Annotated in this window: 20 protein-coding genes and 1 tRNA gene; 16 read left to right on the top strand and 5 right to left on the bottom strand. The window is 31.5% G+C overall.

Annotation, left to right across the window (positions count from 1 at the left end; genetic code table 11):
* Positions 1-122: 122 nt before the first annotated feature.
* Together EYR00_RS10725 and EYR00_RS10720 are read right to left on the bottom strand one after the other, a co-directional pair.
* A complete protein-coding gene (locus EYR00_RS10725; protein WP_008791358.1) occupies positions 123-752 on the bottom strand; it encodes a ComF family protein in 630 nt (209 codons plus the stop codon).
* Positions 719-1,822, bottom strand: coding sequence for a DEAD/DEAH box helicase (locus tag EYR00_RS10720; protein WP_003536288.1), 1,104 nt, complete (start codon positions 1,820-1,822; stop codon positions 719-721). Before EYR00_RS10720 ends, EYR00_RS10725 begins: the two co-directional genes overlap by 34 nt.
* Before the next feature lie 270 nt (positions 1,823-2,092).
* On the opposite strand from EYR00_RS10720, the gene EYR00_RS10715 reads away from it, so the two are divergent.
* The 4 genes from EYR00_RS10715 to EYR00_RS10700 all read left to right on the top strand — a co-directional run bounded on the left by EYR00_RS10715 (position 2,093) and on the right by EYR00_RS10700 (position 6,991).
* Positions 2,093-2,290: a cold-shock protein gene (locus EYR00_RS10715; protein ID WP_003536291.1), complete on the top strand. Its 198-nt coding sequence runs from the start codon at positions 2,093-2,095 to the stop codon at positions 2,288-2,290.
* A gap of 99 nt (positions 2,291-2,389) precedes the next feature.
* Positions 2,390-5,023 carry a preprotein translocase subunit SecA gene (secA, locus tag EYR00_RS10710; RefSeq protein ID WP_003536295.1) on the top strand — a complete coding sequence of 878 codons (2,634 nt, stop codon included), beginning with the start codon at positions 2,390-2,392 and terminating at the stop codon, positions 5,021-5,023.
* A complete protein-coding gene (gene prfB / locus EYR00_RS10705; protein WP_003536296.1) occupies positions 5,023-6,120 on the top strand; it encodes a peptide chain release factor 2 in 1,098 nt (365 codons plus the stop codon). The genes secA and prfB overlap by 1 nt, the downstream gene beginning before the upstream one ends.
* A 13-nt stretch (positions 6,121-6,133) precedes the next feature.
* The gene (locus EYR00_RS10700; protein ID WP_003536297.1) at positions 6,134-6,991 is read left to right on the top strand and encodes a YitT family protein; all 858 of its coding nucleotides are present in this window, start codon (positions 6,134-6,136) and stop codon (positions 6,989-6,991) included.
* A 44-nt stretch (positions 6,992-7,035) separates the two neighbouring features.
* Here EYR00_RS10700 and EYR00_RS10695 read toward each other — a convergent pair whose 3' ends face one another.
* The gene (locus EYR00_RS10695) at positions 7,036-7,251 is read right to left on the bottom strand and encodes a hypothetical protein (protein ID WP_003536298.1); all 216 of its coding nucleotides are present in this window, start codon (positions 7,249-7,251) and stop codon (positions 7,036-7,038) included.
* 186 nt (positions 7,252-7,437) lie between these two features.
* Between EYR00_RS10695 and ftsE the strand changes: the two genes are divergently transcribed.
* The 5 genes from ftsE to EYR00_RS10670 are packed head-to-tail and all read left to right on the top strand — an operon-like array spanning position 7,438 to position 11,461.
* Positions 7,438-8,121 (top strand): cell division ATP-binding protein FtsE, encoded by a 684-nt coding sequence (ftsE, locus tag EYR00_RS10690; RefSeq protein WP_003536299.1) that lies wholly within the window; start codon positions 7,438-7,440, stop codon positions 8,119-8,121.
* The gene (gene ftsX / locus EYR00_RS10685) at positions 8,121-9,032 is read left to right on the top strand and encodes a permease-like cell division protein FtsX (protein ID WP_003536301.1); all 912 of its coding nucleotides are present in this window, start codon (positions 8,121-8,123) and stop codon (positions 9,030-9,032) included. Before ftsE ends, ftsX begins: the two co-directional genes overlap by 1 nt.
* Positions 9,033-9,071: 39 nt before the next feature.
* A complete protein-coding gene (locus tag EYR00_RS10680; protein ID WP_009300018.1) occupies positions 9,072-9,761 on the top strand; it encodes a GNAT family N-acetyltransferase in 690 nt (229 codons plus the stop codon).
* 15 nt (positions 9,762-9,776) lie between these two features.
* On the top strand, positions 9,777-11,147 hold the full coding sequence (locus EYR00_RS10675) for a transglutaminase-like domain-containing protein (RefSeq protein ID WP_003536305.1): 1,371 nt from the start codon (positions 9,777-9,779) through the stop codon (positions 11,145-11,147).
* Positions 11,105-11,461: a prolyl oligopeptidase family serine peptidase gene (locus tag EYR00_RS10670; RefSeq protein ID WP_307726363.1), complete on the top strand. Its 357-nt coding sequence runs from the start codon at positions 11,105-11,107 to the stop codon at positions 11,459-11,461. The genes EYR00_RS10675 and EYR00_RS10670 overlap by 43 nt, the downstream gene beginning before the upstream one ends.
* Positions 11,462-11,601: 140 nt before the next feature.
* Here EYR00_RS10670 and EYR00_RS10665 read toward each other — a convergent pair whose 3' ends face one another.
* The gene (locus EYR00_RS10665) at positions 11,602-13,359 is read right to left on the bottom strand and encodes an ABC-F family ATP-binding cassette domain-containing protein (RefSeq protein ID WP_003536309.1); all 1,758 of its coding nucleotides are present in this window, start codon (positions 13,357-13,359) and stop codon (positions 11,602-11,604) included.
* 117 nt (positions 13,360-13,476) lie between these two features.
* Between EYR00_RS10665 and EYR00_RS10660 the strand changes: the two genes are divergently transcribed.
* The 4 genes from EYR00_RS10660 to EYR00_RS10645 all read left to right on the top strand — a co-directional run bounded on the left by EYR00_RS10660 (position 13,477) and on the right by EYR00_RS10645 (position 17,488).
* Positions 13,477-14,307, top strand: a complete 831-nt coding sequence (locus EYR00_RS10660) for a MerR family transcriptional regulator (protein ID WP_003536311.1) — start codon at positions 13,477-13,479, stop codon at positions 14,305-14,307.
* A gap of 72 nt (positions 14,308-14,379) precedes the next feature.
* Complete coding sequence (locus EYR00_RS10655; RefSeq protein WP_008791363.1) at positions 14,380-15,417, top strand: NAD(P)H-dependent amine dehydrogenase family protein; 1,038 nt, start codon at positions 14,380-14,382, stop codon at positions 15,415-15,417.
* 105 nt (positions 15,418-15,522) lie between these two features.
* On the top strand, positions 15,523-15,840 hold the full coding sequence (locus EYR00_RS10650; RefSeq protein ID WP_008791364.1) for a PadR family transcriptional regulator: 318 nt from the start codon (positions 15,523-15,525) through the stop codon (positions 15,838-15,840).
* A gap of 355 nt (positions 15,841-16,195) precedes the next feature.
* On the top strand, positions 16,196-17,488 hold the full coding sequence (locus tag EYR00_RS10645; protein WP_003536317.1) for a DUF2812 domain-containing protein: 1,293 nt from the start codon (positions 16,196-16,198) through the stop codon (positions 17,486-17,488).
* Positions 17,489-17,610: 122 nt separating this feature from the next.
* Here EYR00_RS10645 and EYR00_RS10640 read toward each other — a convergent pair.
* A tRNA-Trp gene (locus EYR00_RS10640) sits at positions 17,611-17,684 on the bottom strand.
* A gap of 142 nt (positions 17,685-17,826) precedes the next feature.
* Between EYR00_RS10640 and EYR00_RS10635 the strand changes: the two genes are divergently transcribed.
* Genes EYR00_RS10635 through EYR00_RS10625 form a run of 3 tightly spaced genes read left to right on the top strand, consistent with a single transcriptional unit; the run spans position 17,827 to position 18,817 of the window.
* The gene (locus tag EYR00_RS10635; RefSeq protein WP_003536319.1) at positions 17,827-17,961 is read left to right on the top strand and encodes a spore coat associated protein CotJA; all 135 of its coding nucleotides are present in this window, start codon (positions 17,827-17,829) and stop codon (positions 17,959-17,961) included.
* The gene (locus tag EYR00_RS10630; RefSeq protein ID WP_003536321.1) at positions 17,958-18,239 is read left to right on the top strand and encodes a spore coat protein CotJB; all 282 of its coding nucleotides are present in this window, start codon (positions 17,958-17,960) and stop codon (positions 18,237-18,239) included. The genes EYR00_RS10635 and EYR00_RS10630 overlap by 4 nt, the downstream gene beginning before the upstream one ends.
* Positions 18,203-18,817, top strand: a complete 615-nt coding sequence (locus tag EYR00_RS10625) for a manganese catalase family protein (RefSeq protein WP_008791366.1) — start codon at positions 18,203-18,205, stop codon at positions 18,815-18,817. Before EYR00_RS10630 ends, EYR00_RS10625 begins: the two co-directional genes overlap by 37 nt.
* Positions 18,818-18,983 lie beyond the last annotated feature (166 nt).

Raw genomic sequence — 18,983 nt, 5'->3', positions numbered from 1 at the left:
ATAAAAGGGCAAGAAATTAAATTCTTGCCCTTTAAGTAGAAAAGTATTTACGTTACACTATATTTAATGGTTATTTAAAACGATATTATTAGTGGTAAAACACAAGTTTTAGTGTGTAATATTTATTTAAATAATTTATCTAATTGATTACTTGCCATAACGATTATACTAATTGTTTTGGGCTGATAGGAACTGATAACTTTTGCACAAGTCATAATAGTATTGCCTGAGGTAATAACATCATCAAAAATTATCACATTTTGATTATATAACCGCTGACCATCTTTAATCTTGATAATCTGACTTACTTGACTGCGATCAGTTTGGCTGGTCTGTTTATAGGCGGAATTTTTGTATAAACCAGTAAAAATATGATTACTAAAACTTCTTACAATCATTTCATTTGGGTTAAAACCTCGTCTTAGATCGTCTTGTTGGCTGCTGGGAACAAGCGCGATGAGATGACGCCGATATTTGGTTTTAAAATGAGGATATGCATTCAAAAAAGCATCTTTTAAAGCATAATCACCTTGTCCTTTATATTGAAATAACAATTGTTTAAAGAAATCGTTATAGTAATATAAAATCGTAAGTTTGTAACCATGATAGTCATGAGTTCGATTATAGATTGAAAATTGGTTAAGACAATGAAAACATAGTGTAGCATGATAATAAAGATGATATAAGCTAGGTGATTTATTGAGATCATTAAAACAGATTAAGCATTGTCCTGCTTGATTGTTTTGAGACACTCTTTAATTGCCCTGGTCTTGTATGGAGTAAAAATACTAATACTTCCACTGGGATGTGCTGTTTTACGACCTACTCGTCCACATATTTGAATCAATGTAGCAGTTGTATATATCCGATTATTGCCGTATAAAATAATTACTTGAACATTATCGATGGTGATGCCGCGCTCTAAAATAGTCGTTGTAACTAAAACATCTAATTGATGATGTCTAAGACGTTCTATAAATTTTTGAATATCTTTAGTGTTAGAGCTGATAGCATGACTTTTAAGTTTAAACAGTTTAAAGATGCGGGCAACTGTATTTGTTAATTGTATGGTGGGAACATAAACAAGTACGGGTTTTTTCTTTCTGACAAAATCTCTAATTTTTTTAATTGCCCAAAGATACATTACCAAAGATGAAGTTAGATAGCACTTGGGAACATCTAGAAGATAACCATGATATCGTTTGGTCATTAATAAATCTGGTTGATTGGTTAGAGTTGCAGACATATAAATATAGTTGCCTTTAATGCTGTTTTGGAGTAGACCAATTAAGACTTCGTTATTTACGTAAGGGAAAGCATCCAATTCGTCTAAAATTAATAAGTCAAAATATTGGGGATAGCGATATAACTGATGAGTAGTACAAATAATAAATTGCCCATCTACCAATTCACTATGACCGCCATAAACAGTGGTTATTGAAATATTTTTGAATTGACTTTGCAATCGCTTTGCTAATTCAATTACTAGTTCTTTTCGCGGTGTAGTAAAGCAGACTCGCTGCCCCTGGTTTAGTGCATATTTAATGACCTCATAAGTTATTTCTGTTTTACCGGCACCACAAACCGCTTTAAGGGAAGTGTTGAGATGCTGTTGATAACGTTGAAGTAATTGTCTGGAAATATTATTTTGTAATGGTGTTAATTCGTAGTCGAGCTGATAATCAACTGTCTTAATAATAGAAGGTAACTGTGAAGGAGAAAAACAAGTTGAACCGATCTTAACGCACTTACGGCAATAAGTAATATTTTTGAAAGTATAAAAATATTGTGAATCTTGATTCTTACATCGTGGACAAATCATCTTATATCACCCACTTATATTGTAACTCAAGATGCTAATAAAAGGGTCTCAACTTGATGCTAAATTTGTTTCAAGAAAGTTTTATTTTTTTTAAATGAAAATAGAGCATATATCGACTTTGATTACCGAATTTATACTTGACGCGACAACAGTTCTATCAAAATAGAACAAAATTCTTATATTGGCAAACTTTGTCGAGTGAAATGAATTCATCTTTGAAAACAATAATAATATACTAACATTGACCATATTATTAAAGGGGTGAATGAGATGCAAGGAAAAGTGAAATGGTTTAACGCAGAAAAAGGTTTTGGATTCATTGATCGTGGTGAAGGCAAAGATGTATTTGTTCATTATAGTCAAATAACTCAAGATGGGTATAAGACTTTAAATGAAGGTGAACTAGTAGAATTTGAGCTTTATCAAAGTGACCGTGGGATGCAAGCAAAACATGTTGTTAAAATCTAAGACAAGGGATAAAACCTTGTCTTTTAATTTGGACTTTAAAATAATATATTTAAATGTTATAATACGGTAGACTAAACCTATTAAAGAGGAGCGTATTTCATGGCTAGTAGAAAAGAGCAAATAAGAAAAGAGTTAAAAAAGAAAAATGAAAAAGAGGGATTAAATCCTGAAGCAGTAACAAATATCGTTGATTTGCAAGATCAAACCGGTGAAGATATAAAGGTTGAAGATTTCCAAGGAATCTATAATGGTGAAGTAATTCCATTTAATACAACACCACATTCAACAAAAAAAAGCTTTATTGGGAGAATTAAAGGTGTTTTTGACGATGAACGAAAACAATTAAAAAAATTAGATAAAATGGCTGACGAAGTAATTGCTTTAGAATCAAAATATGCAGCGATGAGTGATGAAGAATTAGCGGGTCAAACTAGTATTTTCAAAGAGGCTCTAGCTAATGGTAAAACGCTTGATGACATAATTATTGATGCCTATGCTACAGTTCGTGAAGCTGCTTATCGTCAATTAGGCCTAAAAGCTTTCAAAGTACAGTTGATGGGTGGTATCACATTACATGAAGGTGATATTGCAGAGATGAAGACTGGTGAAGGTAAAACATTAACTTCGATTTTTCCAGTATATTTAAATGCTTTAACTGGTAATGGTGTTCACGTTGTTACTGTTAATGATTACTTAGCAGGACGTGATGCTGTAAATAATGGCAAAGTATTTAACTTTTTGGGATTAACAGTTGGATTGAATAAACGGGAGCTAACACCTGAACAAAAACAAGAAGCTCATGGGTGTGATGTTACGTATACAACCAATGCCGAATTAGGATTTGATTATTTAAGAGATAACATGGTAACTCGTTTAGAGGATAAAGTATTAGTAAAAGGGTTAAATTATGCCCTTGTCGATGAGGTCGATTCAATTTTAATCGATGAATCAAGAACACCATTAATTATTTCTGGTGGTCGTAAAAATACAGCAGCGTTATATTTACAAGCTGACCGTTTTGTTAAATCTTTGAAACAAGATAAAGATTATGAAGTTGATATCGAAAGTAAGACGGTTGCTTTAACACCTGATGGAATTGCTAAAGCTGAAAAAGGTTTTAAGTTGGATAACCTATATGACCCACAACATACTGCATTAGTGCATCATATTAATCAAGCTTTGAAAGCTAACTATACAATGACTCGCGATGTTGAATATATGGTTGCTACAGAAGATGGTACTCGTGATATTCGTAATGCAAAAATTATGATTATTGACCAATTTACAGGTCGTGTTATGCCTGGTCGTGCTTATTCTGATGGATTACATCAAGCAATCGAAGCTAAAGAAGGTGTTCCAATTAAAGAAGAAACAGAAACTAGAGCAACAATTACTTATCAAAATTTCTTTAGATTATTTAATAAATTAGCAGGGATGACAGGAACAGCTAAAACTGAAGAAGAAGAATTTAGATTGATTTATAATATGCGTGTTATTGAGATTCCAACTAACCGTCCAGTTATTCGTGATGATCGCAATGATAAGATTTATTCTACTAGAGCTAATAAATTCAAAGCTTTATGTGAAGAAGTAGAAGCTCGTAATTCATATGGTCAACCGATTTTGATTGGGACTGTTTCTGTTGAAACATCTGAAGTATTATCAAAAATGTTAGATCGTCGTAAAATAAGACATAACGTTTTGAACGCTAAAAATCATGCTAAAGAAGCTGAAATTATTGAAAAAGCTGGACAACGTGGAGCGGTAACGATCGCCACCAACATGGCTGGTCGCGGTACCGATATTAAATTAGGTGAAGGTGTTGCTGAAATTGGCGGTTTAGCAGTAATTGGTTCAGAACGCCATGAATCTCGCCGTATTGATAATCAGTTGCGAGGACGTTCTGGTCGTCAAGGAGATCCTGGTTATTCGGTTTTCTATGTATCATTTGAAGATGATTTAATGGAACGTTTCGCTGGAGAAAGATTAAAATCATTTACAGATTATTTAGAAGATGATCAAGCAATTGAAAATAAAATGGTTACTAAAGCAATTGAAGGTGCTCAAAAACGTGTTGAAGGTCAAAACTTCGATTCTCGTAAACATATTCTTGAGTATGATGATGTAATGCGTCAACAACGTGAAATCATGTATAAAGAGCGTGATGATATTATGTCTGAAGAAAATTTGGATGCTATCGTTAAAGGAATGTTTAATCAAGCAATAGAAATGACTGTCCGCCAATTTACAAAACATGATGGAAAAGATGATATTGTAGATGTTGCTGGAGTTGTTGATTTTGTTGCTAAAAACTATATGTTATTAGTTGAAGTAGAAGCTAGTAACTGTGAAGCATTACAAAAAGATCCACAAAAATTAATTGAAACATTAACGGATTTAGTTTTCAATCAGTATATTAGTCGTTTTAATAAAGAGTTAGAGCCAGAAAAGAAATTACAATATGAAAGAAGTATTCTTTTAGGAGTGATTGACTATACTTGGATCAATCATATTGATGCTATGACTAAATTACGTAATGGTATTTATTTAAGAGCTTATGCGCAAAAAGATCCTTTAGCTGAATATACAGAAGAAGCTTTCTACATGTTTGAACAAATGACATCAAGTATTGCAGATGCAATTTCTCGTAATATTGTCCATATGGGAATCCGTCCTGGTAGTGAAGTAGAACAAACTATCCCTCATCTAAAGATGGAACTTACATTTAAGTAATGGAATTATACGAAATTAAAAATGGGCTTACTAAAGCCCATTTATTAATGACGGAGTTTTATCAATCAATTGATATTGAAGCATATCGTCGAGAGATTGAGGGGCTCACCGTAATCACACTACAAGAGGGATTTTGGGATGATGCTAATAAAGCTAAAGTGACTTATGATAAGTTAAATAAGATGAAAAAAACAACTGATCAATATGATTTATTAGAAACGACATTAACTAGTTTAGATGAAACATATGAGCTTGTAAAGAATACTGAGGATCAAGAATTTAAGGAAATTCTTGAAAGTGATTATACTGTTTTTGAAAAAGAATTATCAAAATTTGAGACAATGATGTTATTGTCTGGTGAACATGACGATTTAAACGCAATCGTTGAAATTCATCCTGGAGCAGGTGGAACAGAGAGTCAAGACTGGGCAGAAATGTTATTTAGGATGTATCAACGTTATGCTGCTAATAAAGGCTGGAAAGTCGAGGTTTTAGATTATTTAGATGGTGATGTGGCAGGAATAAAATCGGTTACAATGTTAATAAAAGGGGATAATGTATATGGACATTTAAAGGCAGAAAAGGGAGTTCATCGTTTAGTGCGCTTATCACCTTTTGATTCAGCAAAACGCCGTCATACTTCGTTCGCATCGGTTGATGTAATGCCCGAATTTAATAACGAGATTGAAATTGAGATTCAAAGTACTGACTTGAAAATAGATACTTATCGAGCTAGTGGAGCCGGTGGTCAACACATCAACAAAACTGATTCAGCAGTTCGAATTACACATTTACCTACTAATATTGTTGTAACCTGTCAAAGCCAGCGAAGTCAAATTCAAAACCGTGAACAAGCAATGGTAATGTTAAAAAGCAAGTTATATCAGTTGATGCTGGAAAAACAAGCTAGTGAATTAAAAGAATTAAAAGGAGAGCAAAAAGAAATAGCATGGGGTTCACAAATTAGATCATATGTACTTCATCCGTATTCGCTAGTGAAAGATAATCGTAGTGGATATGAATCTAATAATCCCAAAGCTGTTTTAGATGGGGATCTTGATGGATTTATATATGCCTATTTAAAATCAGCATTGTAAGGAGGACGACATCGTGAAGAAGCATATTTATGAAACACTGATTATTATTGTCGGTAATTTTATTTTAGCGTTAGGAATCTGTGCTTTTATTACCCCGGTTGGGTTGATTACAGGTGGTGCTTCAGGTATCGGGATTGCTGTCAAATCATTGACAGGAATAAATATTTCCTATACTGTGTATGCAATAAATATTGTAATGTTTGTTGTTGGTTATTTTTACTTTGGTAAAAAGTTTGCAGCTGGAACCTTGTTAAGTACATTTTTATATCCAACTTTTTTAGCAATTTTAGAACGCGTACCTGCTTTATCAACGATTACTAGTGATGCTTTATTATCAACTCTATATGCCGGATTATGTATTGGCTTAGGGTTAGGACTAGTTTTAAGAGTTGGAGCCAGTACTGGGGGAATGGACATTCCTCCATTGATTGTTAATAAAAAAACCGGCTTTTCAGTTGCCTGGCTGATTAATATATTTGACTGTGCAATTTTGCTTTTTCAGGTGATTTTTTGTCCAATTACAATTGAACAGGTTTTATATGGAATTACAGTAGTGATTATTACAACGATTGTGATGGATCAAGTTATGATGTTGGGGGAAACTAAAGTACAAGTAACTGTTATTTCTCCTAAATGGCAGGAAATCCGAAAAATTGTTTTTGAGGATATTAATCGTGGCTGTACATTATTAAATGTTACAACTGGATATCATCAAAAAAATCAATATGCGGTAATGGCTGTTGTGTCGAAACGTGAGCTGCATTTATTAAATGACATGATTTTAGCGATTGATCCAACTGCATTTATTATTAGTAATGCTACTCATAGTGTAAGGGGGCGTGGTTTCACGTTGCCACCAATTGATTTATAAAAAAAGAAATCATAAGATTTCTTTTTTTGTTGTACTTTTTGTGATCAATCATTTTTATTTTTTTCAGGATTATTTAAATCAACAAAAAATTCAACATGACCGCAGTTAGGACAATAGCAGCTTTTCAATTCATAATTAGTTTTTTTGAAATCATCATCTTTAATAATAAGTTCTAAATAGCTAAGTGTAGAAATGCCATTATCCTTAATAAAGCAGTTAGTTTTAAGCGTGGTTTGACAAACTGGGCACACTTTTTTCATACTGTCACCTCTTTAATTTATTGTATCATAAAATTGCGATATAATAATAGTATTTGTGCCTTTATTCGATAAAGTATGCTATAATATGCGTGGAGTAAAATCGGACTCTAGGAAAATTGAATATAATAAAATTGAATATATATAAATATAATAATAGAAAGGGGTTAGTCGAATACGGCAATAAATATGATAAAACTTACAAATGTAACGAAAATCTATAAAACTGGTGTAAGAGCTTTAAATGATATGAATCTTACGATTGAACCAGGTGAATTTGTTTATGTTATTGGTACTACTGGTGCTGGTAAATCAACATTTATAAAGCTTTTATATCGCGAAGAAAAAGCAACTTCAGGGAAAGTAGAGGTTGTAGGGCGCGATGTATCAAAAATTAAAAATCGAAAAGTTCCTTATTTTCGTCGTAATATCGGGGTTGTATTTCAAAATTTTAGACTTCTACCAAAAAAGACAGTTTTCGAAAATGTTGCGTTCGCGTTAGAAGTAATTGATACTCCACGTGTAGAAATCCGTCGTCGCGTTAGAGCCACTTTAGAGTTAGTAGGACTTGAGGATAAAGTCAATGCTTTTCCACATGAACTTTCAGGTGGTCAACAGCAGCGTGTAGCAATTGCTCGTGCAATTGTCAACAAACCAAAAGTGCTAATTGCTGATGAGCCAACAGGAAACTTAGATCCAGAAACATCTGAAGAAATTATTAATCTTTTAGAGAGAATTAATGAACAACAGAATACTACTATTCTAGTAGTTACTCATGACAGTAAAATTGTTCAAGAACATAAAAAGAGAACTATTTTGATTGAAAATGGATGTGTTAATGCGGACACTAGTTTAGGAGGTTACGATATTTAATGAACGAGTTGATTAGTTGTGTGAAAAATCTGCCTAAACATTTTAAAACGGCAGTTCAAAATATATGGCGTAATGGTGTAATGTCATTTTCATCAATTTTCGCTGTTACGATTACGCTTGTTTTAATTGGTGTAATTGGTGTTTTAGCTTTAAATGTTCAAGATATTAGTTCGAACATTGAAGAGGGAGTTAGTATTTATGTAAAATTAGATAGATATATAGACGAAGCTGCTGAACAAGCAGTTGGGCCACAAATAGAAGCTATTTCTGGAGTAAAAAAGATTACTTATTATACTAAAGATCAAGAATTAGATAAATTAATTGAAACTCAAGGTGATGAAGGTGCTGCTTTATTTGAATCATACCGAGCAGATAACCCATTAGGTGGGGCTTATGAAGTAGAAGTTGATGATGCAGCAAATATTGCTAAAATCGCTGAAAAGATTCAAGAAATACCAAATGTCAATAAAACAAGTTATGGTGGACAATCAACACAAGATATGGTAAAAACTTTGAAAACTATTCAAACTGGAGGATCGATTTTTATTGTCGGACTTGCCATTATTGCATTATTTATGATCGCTAATACAATTAAAATCACGATCACAGCGCGTCAAACTGAAATCAGTATTATGCGTATGGTCGGTGCTAGTAACTGGTATATCCGTATTCCTTTTATGCTTGAAGGAATGTTGATTGGTCTAATTGGATCAATTATCCCGATTATTGTTTTAGTTTATGGTTATGGAATGGTATATGATTACGCTAATGGTGCATTAATGTCAGCAATGTTAGCACTAAAACCACCAATGCCATTTATCCGCGATTTCTCACTAGTTATTGCTGCTGTAGGGGCTGGCGTTGGTTTGGTTGGAAGCTTTGTTTCAATTAGACGATTCTTAAAATTCTAAAAACAGGCAGTGCCTGTTTTTTTAATAGGAGTAGGAATGATGAAAAATGAGATATTAAAATTTCTTAAACAAGATTATCTTAATAATTTAGATTTAATATATGCTCTTGAACATGGTGCTAAGATAAAATATTATAATCAGGCAGGAATAATGCTTAAATTTGAGGATATCTATATGCTTGCATTCAAAGATGAAAAAATTGCTGAACAATTACTTAAACAAATAGATAAGTGCTCAATGCTAGCAATTCACAATGATAAATATTTTAATATAATTAATCAAAAATGGAGATTAAATAAAGAAATTGTAGCTTACCAGTATGGCTATTTAAAAAAATATGTTAGAATAATTAATAACCCAATCGTTGAAATTAAAGAAATTGGGAGGGAATATTTTGAATTTATTAAAGAAAATTATTCTACTCCGATTGAAGAAGCATATTTGCTTGAACGAATTGATGCTAATGTATTTGTGGGTGCGTTTATTGAAAAGCAGATTGTTGGATTTGCTGGGCGTCATATAGAGGGAACAATTGGTTTTGTTGAAGTAATTAAAGAATATCGACGTCTTGGAATAGCTCAGGCTCTAGAACAGTATTTAATGCAAAAACTAATTGCTGAAAACGAAATTATTTATTTACAAGTAGAAGTAGATAATTATCCATCAATGCGACTACATGAAAAATTAGGCTATGAGCGTTCTGATGATATTATCACCTGGTATATGTAAAGAAAGGAAAGAATAATGGGAAATTATAATTTTGATGACTTACAGTATTTACAAATTCCGTTGCCAGAGGAATTATTAAAATTAAAATGGCATGGTAGTTTTACAAGAATGAAAAGAATAATTGATGCAAAATTAGCTAATGATATTCCAATAGCTTTAAAAAAACGACTGCTTCATGAAAAAGAAATTATTCGTAGAATACCTAAAGAATATCCGTTATCATATGAAGAAGCTTTAAAAATTTGTCATAATAATTTTAATGATTTTAGTGATGAGGAACTAGAAAAATTACAAGATGAAAATGCGGTAGAATGGATTTTTGTAGAAGGACAACCATACTTTAGAGCTGATTTTTTTGATAACATTTTAAAGACTAGAAATGATTATGCTGCACGTTTGTTTGATAAAAGCAAAGTTGAAAGTCGTGAAGCAAATTTTGCACTGCTTAATAATGCAATACATGAAATTAAAACAAAGGGACAATTAACATATCATTTTCGTTTAAAGACGGGAATTAAGATCAAGGCATCAGATTCAAATAAAAAAATTAAAATTCATCTTCCTTTGCCGTTAGAAGATTGTCAAGTTAAGAATTTTAAATTAATTGCGACAATGCCGCAATACAAATATTTAAATGACGGAAGTCATCCACAGCGAACTATCTATTTTGAAGAAAATATTGATCAGGTTAAAGATTTTTATGTGGAGTATGAATATGATAATGAGATGAAATATGTAGAACTTAAACCCGAAGATGTTTTAGAAAGTCAACCTAATTTTTATTTACATGAACAAGCACCGCATATTGTTTTTACCCCTTATTTAAAGTCTTTGGCAAAAGAAATAGTTAAAGACGAGACAAATAATTTAATTAAAGCTAAATTAATATATGAGTATATTACAACTCACATAACCTATTCATTTGTTCGGAATTATTACACAATTCCCAATATTCCTGAGTATGCTGCTTTAGGTGGAAAAGGTGATTGTGGTGTTCAAGCACTATTATTTATTACTTTATGTCGTTGCGTGGGGATTCCTGCCCGTTGGCAAGCAGGTTTATATGTAACTCCACAGGATATCGGTAATCATGATTGGGCAAGATTTTATATTGCTCCATATGGCTGGTTATATGCTGATTGTTCTTTTGGAGGTTCTGCTTATCGTAATGGTGATCAGGAACGATGGCAGTATTATTTTGGACACCTTGATCCGTTTAGAATGCCTGCAAATAGTGAATATCAATACGATCTTTATCCACCGAAACAATTTATTCGTCAAGATCCATATGATAATCAAACTGGTGAGGCTGAGTTTGAAGATCGTGGGCTGTATTTAGATGAATACGATTTACATTTAGAAGTACTAGAGATCAAGAAAGTTTAATTATAAAAGTTAAAAATTATAGTTATCAAACTTTTCTAGAATATCCCCAAGATGTTGAGGGAATGATCGATTTATATGGTGTGACTAACTTTTTAACTTTCAATCAAGGTTTTAGTAAATATAATGAAAAAGAAATGACAAATATTTATGATTTGTTGGGGTGCTGGTGCGAGGATGATGAAGTTCTCTATCGTGAAGCATCACCGGTATCTTATCTTGAAGCGAAAATGAATTTGCTACCAATTCTTATTCTGCATGGTTCTAAGGATCATGTTGTTCCTTTTGAACAATCAGTAGAATTATATCAAAAATAAAAAGAGTATGGTTATAATGCAACTTTATGCAAAGTTGCTAAAGCTGATCATGAGCGTTCAATTTTTTATGTTAGAGCGGTCTTTGATGTTATCATAATTTTTTAAATCAATATAAATAAAATAGCGCATAAGGCGCTATTTTATTTTTGACTTTGTTCTTGTTTTTCTAATAGCTCTAACCAGCGTTCATTTTTAATCTCAAGTTGTTCATTTAAATAGTCACGCTGATTTGATAATTCTGACAATTTATTATAATTACTTTGATACTCATTCATTTGTTCATTAATAATTTTGATTTGTTGTTCAAACTCAAGAATAACCTTTTCCATATTTTCAAGTTCTTGTTTTTCTTTAAAACTTAAGCGAATAGCACTTTGAAGTTTTTTCTGTTCTTTATATTTTAAAGCTCCGTCGCTTTTATTCTTATTTTGTTGTTCAGAAATATCGATATAACTGCTATAGCCACCATTACAATAAGTGATTTGTTGATTCTTAAAAACGAATAAGCCATCACAAATACGATCAAGAAAATAACGATCATGAGATACGGTAATGACTATGCCATTAAAACTATCAAGATAATCTTCAAGAATAGCTAAAGTGGAAATATCTAAATCGTTAGTTGGCTCATCAAACAATAGTACATTGGGAGCTTGCATCAAAATATTCAACAAATATAGACGACGTTTTTCTCCACCTGATAAACGAGCAATATAAGTATGTTGTAAACTTGAATCAAAAAGGAAACGTTCACACATTTGTTTAGCAGTAAAGCTGCCTTCAAGGGTTTTTAAATCATTACTTGTTTGTTTGATATAGTCAATCACGCGCATATTTTCATCAAGACCATCATTCATCTGTTTAAAATATCCGATTTTAATTGTATCTCCATGAGTAACTGATCCACTGCTTGGTTCTAACTCTTTAGCGATAATCTTTAGAAGGGTGCTTTTACCACAACCATTTATTCCGAGGATTCCAATTCGATCTGTTCGTTTAAATAAGTAAGAAAAGTTGTTAAACAAGGTATGATCATCGTAGCACATACTCAAATCTTTCAACTCAATTGTCTTTTTACCAAGTCTAGAAGCAGTATTGATTAATTCTACTTGATTAATAGTTTGAATATCAGAAATATTGTTGAGCTGTTCAAATCGTTGAAGTCTCTCTTTGCTTTTAGTAGTTCTAGCCTGAACTCCAGCTCTAACCCACTCTAATTCTTTTTTTAAGAATAATTTTCTTTTTCTTTGGGAAGCTAGATCAGCTTCTTCGCGTTGTGCTTTTAAATCAAGGAATTTTGAATAGTTAGCAGTGTATTCATAAATTTTGCTACGATCAATTTCCATGATCTTATTGGTAACTCGTTCAAGAAAATAACGATCATGGGTAACCATTAGAATGGCTTTGTTGAACTTAATTAAATATTTTTCTAAATATTCAATCATTTCGTTATCTAGATGATTAGTTGGTTCATCGAGAATTAAGAGATCACATGGTTTTAGCAAGGTGATTGCAAGCGCAATACGCTTTTGCTGACCACCTGATAATTCTTTAATTAACTGTTCATAATTAGTAATTCCAAACTTATTTAAAATTGCTTTGATTTCATATTCATTAACTTCGCTGGCATCAATTAATTTATAAACTTGTTTAATAACGCTGTTATTAGGATCAAAATCAGGGTTTTGTGGTAAGTATGAGATTGTCATATCTTTTTTTCTAATAATATCTCCCTGATAATTTTCATTTCCAGCAATGACTTTCAACAAGGTACTTTTCCCCGTACCATTAACTCCAATCAAAGCAACTTTATCGGTTTCTTCAATTGAAAAAGTAACATTATCAACAATATTTTTAATACCATTCGTTTTTGATAAATTATTTGCACTTATTAACATATACGTCTCCTTAAACCTTCTTCTATTCTATCATGGAATAGAAATTTGTAAACGAAATATTATCATCTCAATTACCAAAAAACCTTATTCTTGGTATAATGTTTATGGGTGATTTAAATGAAACGTTATACAATAGGGAAAATGGCAAAATTAAATAACGTAACTGAACAAACCCTAAGATTATATGACAAAATGGGTTTATTTAAACCAGCTTATGTAGATGAACATAACGGATATCGACTCTATGATATTGGTCAGTCTGCACGACTTGACATAATTCAGTATTTAAAGAATTTGGGAATGACTTTAAAAGAAATCAAAGAAATTTTTGATTCAAAAAATTTAGAATTATTACAGGAAAAACTAGAAGAAAGTAAGCTACAGATTAACAATCAAATTATTCAATTAAATGAGCAAAAAGCAGCAATTCAAAAAACAATTGATTCATTTGAACTTTTTAAAGCTGCCCCAAAAGTTGGAATGATCACATTAGAATTTATAAATAAAAGAACGATGCTCTATGTTGATGAAAAAGTAAATTTTTATGATTATGATCTAGATGTTTATGAAGAATTATTAAGGGAATTTAAAGATGATCTCATTAAACAAGCTTTACCTCCAACAATCTTTTTTAATCCAGGAACTATTTTGCGTAAGGAATATGTTTTGAAAAGAAAATTTTGTGCAACTGAAATTTTTGTTTTTATTGATGATAAAAAAGAAATTCCGTTAAAAAAAGAAACAATTCCAGCTAATATGTATCTATGTATTTATTGTGATGATTTTACTAAAGAAAAGGAATATGCACATCGTCTTTTTGATGAAATTGAATCTAAAAATTATACAATAGTCGGGGATTATCTATGCGAAAGTTTGAATGATATTTTGATATTTAACGATAAACAAAGAAATATGTATTTAAGGTTACAAGTTCCAATAAAAATTTGATAATTATTTCACAAATTCTTGACCTTATGGTAACAATAAAGTTTATACTTAGAGTATATGGAGGTAATCAAGATGAATAAAGAAAAAATTAGAGTTGTACAGTATGGATGCGGAAAAATGGCAAAATATATAATCCGTTATCTATATGAAAAAGGTGCTGATATTGTTGGTGCTATCGATGTAAATCCTGATGTTGTAGGCAAGGATATTGGTGAATTTGCAGAATTAGGATTTAATCTAGGGGTAACGATCAGTGATGATGCAGATGCTGTGTTAGATGAATGTGATCCAGATATTGCAGTAGTCACATTATTTAGTTTTATGGAAGATTGCTATCCTCATTTTGAAAAATGTGTTCGCCGTGGAATAAATGTTGTAACAACATGTGAAGAGGCAATTTATCCATGGACTACTTCATCAAAACTTACTAATAAATTAGATGAATTAGCTAAAGAAACAGGGTGCACAATCGTTGGTTCAGGAATGCAGGATATATACTGGATCAATATGATTGGAACAGTTGCTGCTGGATGTCAACGTATTGATAAAATTGAGGGTGCAGTTTCTTATAATGTTGAAGATTATGGTTTAGCACTTGCTAAAGCTCATGGAGCTGGATTTAGTCCTGAACAATTTGAAAAAGAACTTGCTCATCCTGAGACATTAGAACCAGCTTATGTATGGAATTCAAATGAAGCGTTGTGCAATAAAATGGGATGGACAATCAAATCGCAAACACAAAAATGTGTACCATATTTTTATGATACTGATTTATATTCAGAAACATTGGGTGAAACAATTCCGAAAGGAAATTGTATCGGAATGTCTGCGGTAGTTACAACAGAAACTTTCCAAGGACCAATCATTGAAACTCAATGTATTGGTAAAGTCTATGGACCTGATGATGGTGATATGTGCGACTGGAAAATTAAAGGTGAACCTGATGTAAGTTTCTATGTTCAAAAACCTGCGACAGTTGAACATACATGTGCAACCGTAGTTAATCGTATCCCATCTATTTTATTAGCGCCACCAGGATATATGACAGTTGAAAAATTAGATGAATTAGAATATCTATCATATCCAATGCATTTGTATTGTGATGAATAAGAATCCTTTGGGATTCTTTTTTTAGTTAACTATATTGATTATCAACATAGTTAGTGTATAATAAAAGTAAGAAGAGTATCGATAATCGATATAAGGGTGGTAAAAATGGCAAGAAAAGAGTTTGAAACACTCACGCCTCAAATGTTCTATATTTTAGTAGTATTGAATGTTCCTCGACACGGCTATGAAATTATGAATGAAATTATGCGAATTACAAATGATGAGATAAGGGTAGGAGCAGGAACTTTATATACTCTCTTATCGCGGTTTCAAAATGATGGTTATATTGAATTAGTAAGTGAGATTGATCGAAAAAAAATTTACCAGATTACAAAAATAGGTAAATATAAACTGCAAGAGGAAAAGCGGAAACTGGAAATGCAGATAAAAGCTTTGAATGAGGTAAATCAAGATAAAAATTAAAATAAAAAGATATGATATGCTGTTTATAGATGAGGAGGAATATCTAAGTCAATTAAATTTATTAGGCAAGAAATGGCTGGATTTTAAGAACTATTAAATTTTATTTTTGTAAGGGAAAAATCTCAGAATTTAAAATATCAAGTTGATTATCACCTGCATAGTGATGAATATAAAGATTTGATAACTGGTATATGTTTATAGATATTTATAAATGTATCAAAATTTTTATACCGAAGATTTAGCGGTAGTTGATTTGCGTATTGATATTGGCAATTGTTAATTTATTTAATGGCTTTTTTTAATAAAAATTACATGGGGAAATTTTATTTTAAATTATGGAAAGTGGGAGAACATAGTGAAGGTTAAATATAGATTGCTCAATGATTTGTTACTTTATGAAGATGAATGTATTACCTATTTAGAAAAAATGGCACAAGATGGCTGGTATTTAGTGAAAGTGGGAACAACTTTTTTTAAATTTGAACGGCGGTCGCCCAGAAAAGTTAAATATCAAATGGATTATAATCTTTTAACACCTGATTATCTTGAAATGATCACTTTAGAAGGCTATCGCTTTGTTGACAATTATAGAGAAATTTCATTCTTTTATAATGAAGATATTAATGCAGCGAATCTACATACAGATGAAGCAGCAAGGCTAATGGCATTAGGCAACATATATAAATATTTCCATGTTTTTTTAATAATTGGATGTGCATTAATATTATTGATTATAAACTCAAGTATATGGAAAATGAATTTATTGGTAATTCGATATACTCTTGGCAGTTTCTTTCTTAATACAAAGCTGTTTTTCGGTCATTATTTATATATCTTTATAGCTTTAATGTTTGTTATCGATGGTATTGCACTATTCTTGATGAAGCTAAGTATCAATCGCCAACAAGAAAATAAAAAATCGTTAAAAAAATGGATAAAACTATGTTTTATAATTGAAAAGTTAATTGGGCTGATTCTATTATTTATCTTAACTTTAGTGATAATTGATATTGTAGTATATAACCCGTTTGTTTTGATCGGCCTGATAATAGTAATTGGTGGTTTTGAAATATATAATTATTATATCAATAAGAAAGCTTACCATGAAATTAATAGTACACTTAGACGAGGGAAGACTGCTGTTGCAATGGTATTAGTTGTAGTATTTGTGATTGCAATGCAAAATATTGATTTTGATATTAATATTAAAACTATTCAGCCTTTACAAAAGGGAATAAACGTTGAGAGCACTTCAACGCGGTCGATTTTAGTTAGTAATTATGTTAATACTTCTTATGAAGGAGAGCAATTGATTTTTTTAGAAAGTAAATATGAATGTTTAAATAATTATATTGCAAATAAGGTATTTGAAGAAATAGTTTGTGGCGTGGAGCGAGATAGCAGGATTCCTGATGAAATAGAAATTGATGCAATTGTTGAAACGACAGGGGAATGGTCTACTAATGATGTAAAATATTTAAATTATTTACAAGCGATAAAAAAATTTAAGTATATTCAAACTGAGTATGCTGATAAATGCTATTATTTTGATAATACATTTGTAGCAATTAAAAATAAACAAATATTATTAATAGTAAAAAAAGAAGATACCAAAATCGATGAGATTCTAAAGTACTATTTATCTTAAAATGATTCATTACTTCAAACAGTTGTTGATAAAGTTATTGATTGAAAAAGTGATGATAAAATTTCCAGATAATTCTTTTTAATAAATAAAAAAGTGGCTTAATTAGCCACTTATTTGTTTACTGGCAGAGGTAGTAGGAGTCGAACCCACATCAACGGTTTTGGAGACCGGTATTCTACCATTGAACTATACCTCTATTTCCAACTGCCAATTAATAATAACATAATTGTAAAATCTTGTAAATAAAAAATTAATAAATATTATAAATAAGTTTCTTGTGATGTTAACCTATACGAATTATTTCAATATTCATAATTTAGAGTAGAAGGAGGAATTTAATGAATAAATTAGAGTTAGGTATTTCATCAATAAAATGCCAAGAATTTAGAAAGATATATCCAATTGTTAAAGCTTTTCACTCTGGAACTATCTTTGAAGAGTTAGATTTGCCATGGGGTGAGTTATGCCGATGAAAAATGATGATCTATTAATGCAAATCATGATGTTGGATTTTGCAGTGCAAGATTCTGCATTATTTATTGATACTCATCCCTGTGATAAAGAAGCGATGAATTATTTTAATGAGGCAGCAACACGTTTAAAAGCAGCAAAAAAAGAATATCAAAAACAAGGTCATGCTTTAGTAAATCGAGAAGTTGGAGCTTACCAAAACGATTACTTATCTGCACCTTGGCCATGGGTAGGTGATCATAAATGTGGTTGTACGAAAAACGTTTGCAATACCCTATAAACATTACTAAACCGAATGCAAAAGCAGCGGCAGTTATTATTGACCAATTAGGCGGACCTGATGGAGAGCTTGGAGCGGCACTTAGATATTTATCTCAACGCTATACAATGCCATATCCAGAAATTCAAGCGTTATTGACAGATATTGGTACTGAAGAATTAGCCCATGTTGAAATGATCAGTGCAATTTTATATCAATTAACTACAGATTTAACAATTGATCAAATAAAAGCACAAGGTTATGATAAATATTTTGTTGATCATACTTTGGGAATTTATCCACAAGGTGCAAGTAATGTACCTTTTACAGCGGCCTATTTCCAATCTAAAGGCGATCCAATTACTGATTTAACGGAGGACATGGCGGCAGAGCAAAAAGCACGTACAACTTATGATAACATTTTAGCTCTTGTTGATGATGAGGAAATAAAAAAACCGATTCGTTTCTTAAGAGAACGTGAAATTATTCATTATCAAAGATTTGCTGAAGCGTTGGAGATCGTTAAAGGGCATTTAAACAGTGATAATTACTATGCCTATAATCCAGCATTTAGAAATGGTAAATGCAATAAAAAGTAAATTAAAACAATACAATGAGATACTTCATTGTATTGTTTTTTTAAGTGTGCCGCGCATGGCATACATCTAGTTGGTGAAAGCCCAACCACGGGTATTTACCGCCAAGTATAGTGAACCGCAAGTCATTAACAGCGATGTTATGGGTGAAAGAAGTAGTGTAACAAAA

Origin of the sequence: Thomasclavelia ramosa DSM 1402 (genome assembly GCF_014131695.1) — a bacterium.
Classification (GTDB): Bacteria; Bacillota_I; Bacilli_A; order Erysipelotrichales; family Coprobacillaceae; genus Thomasclavelia; species Thomasclavelia ramosa.
The sequence above is the reverse complement of the archived record's forward strand: the minus strand, read 5'-3'. Positions and strand labels throughout refer to the sequence as shown.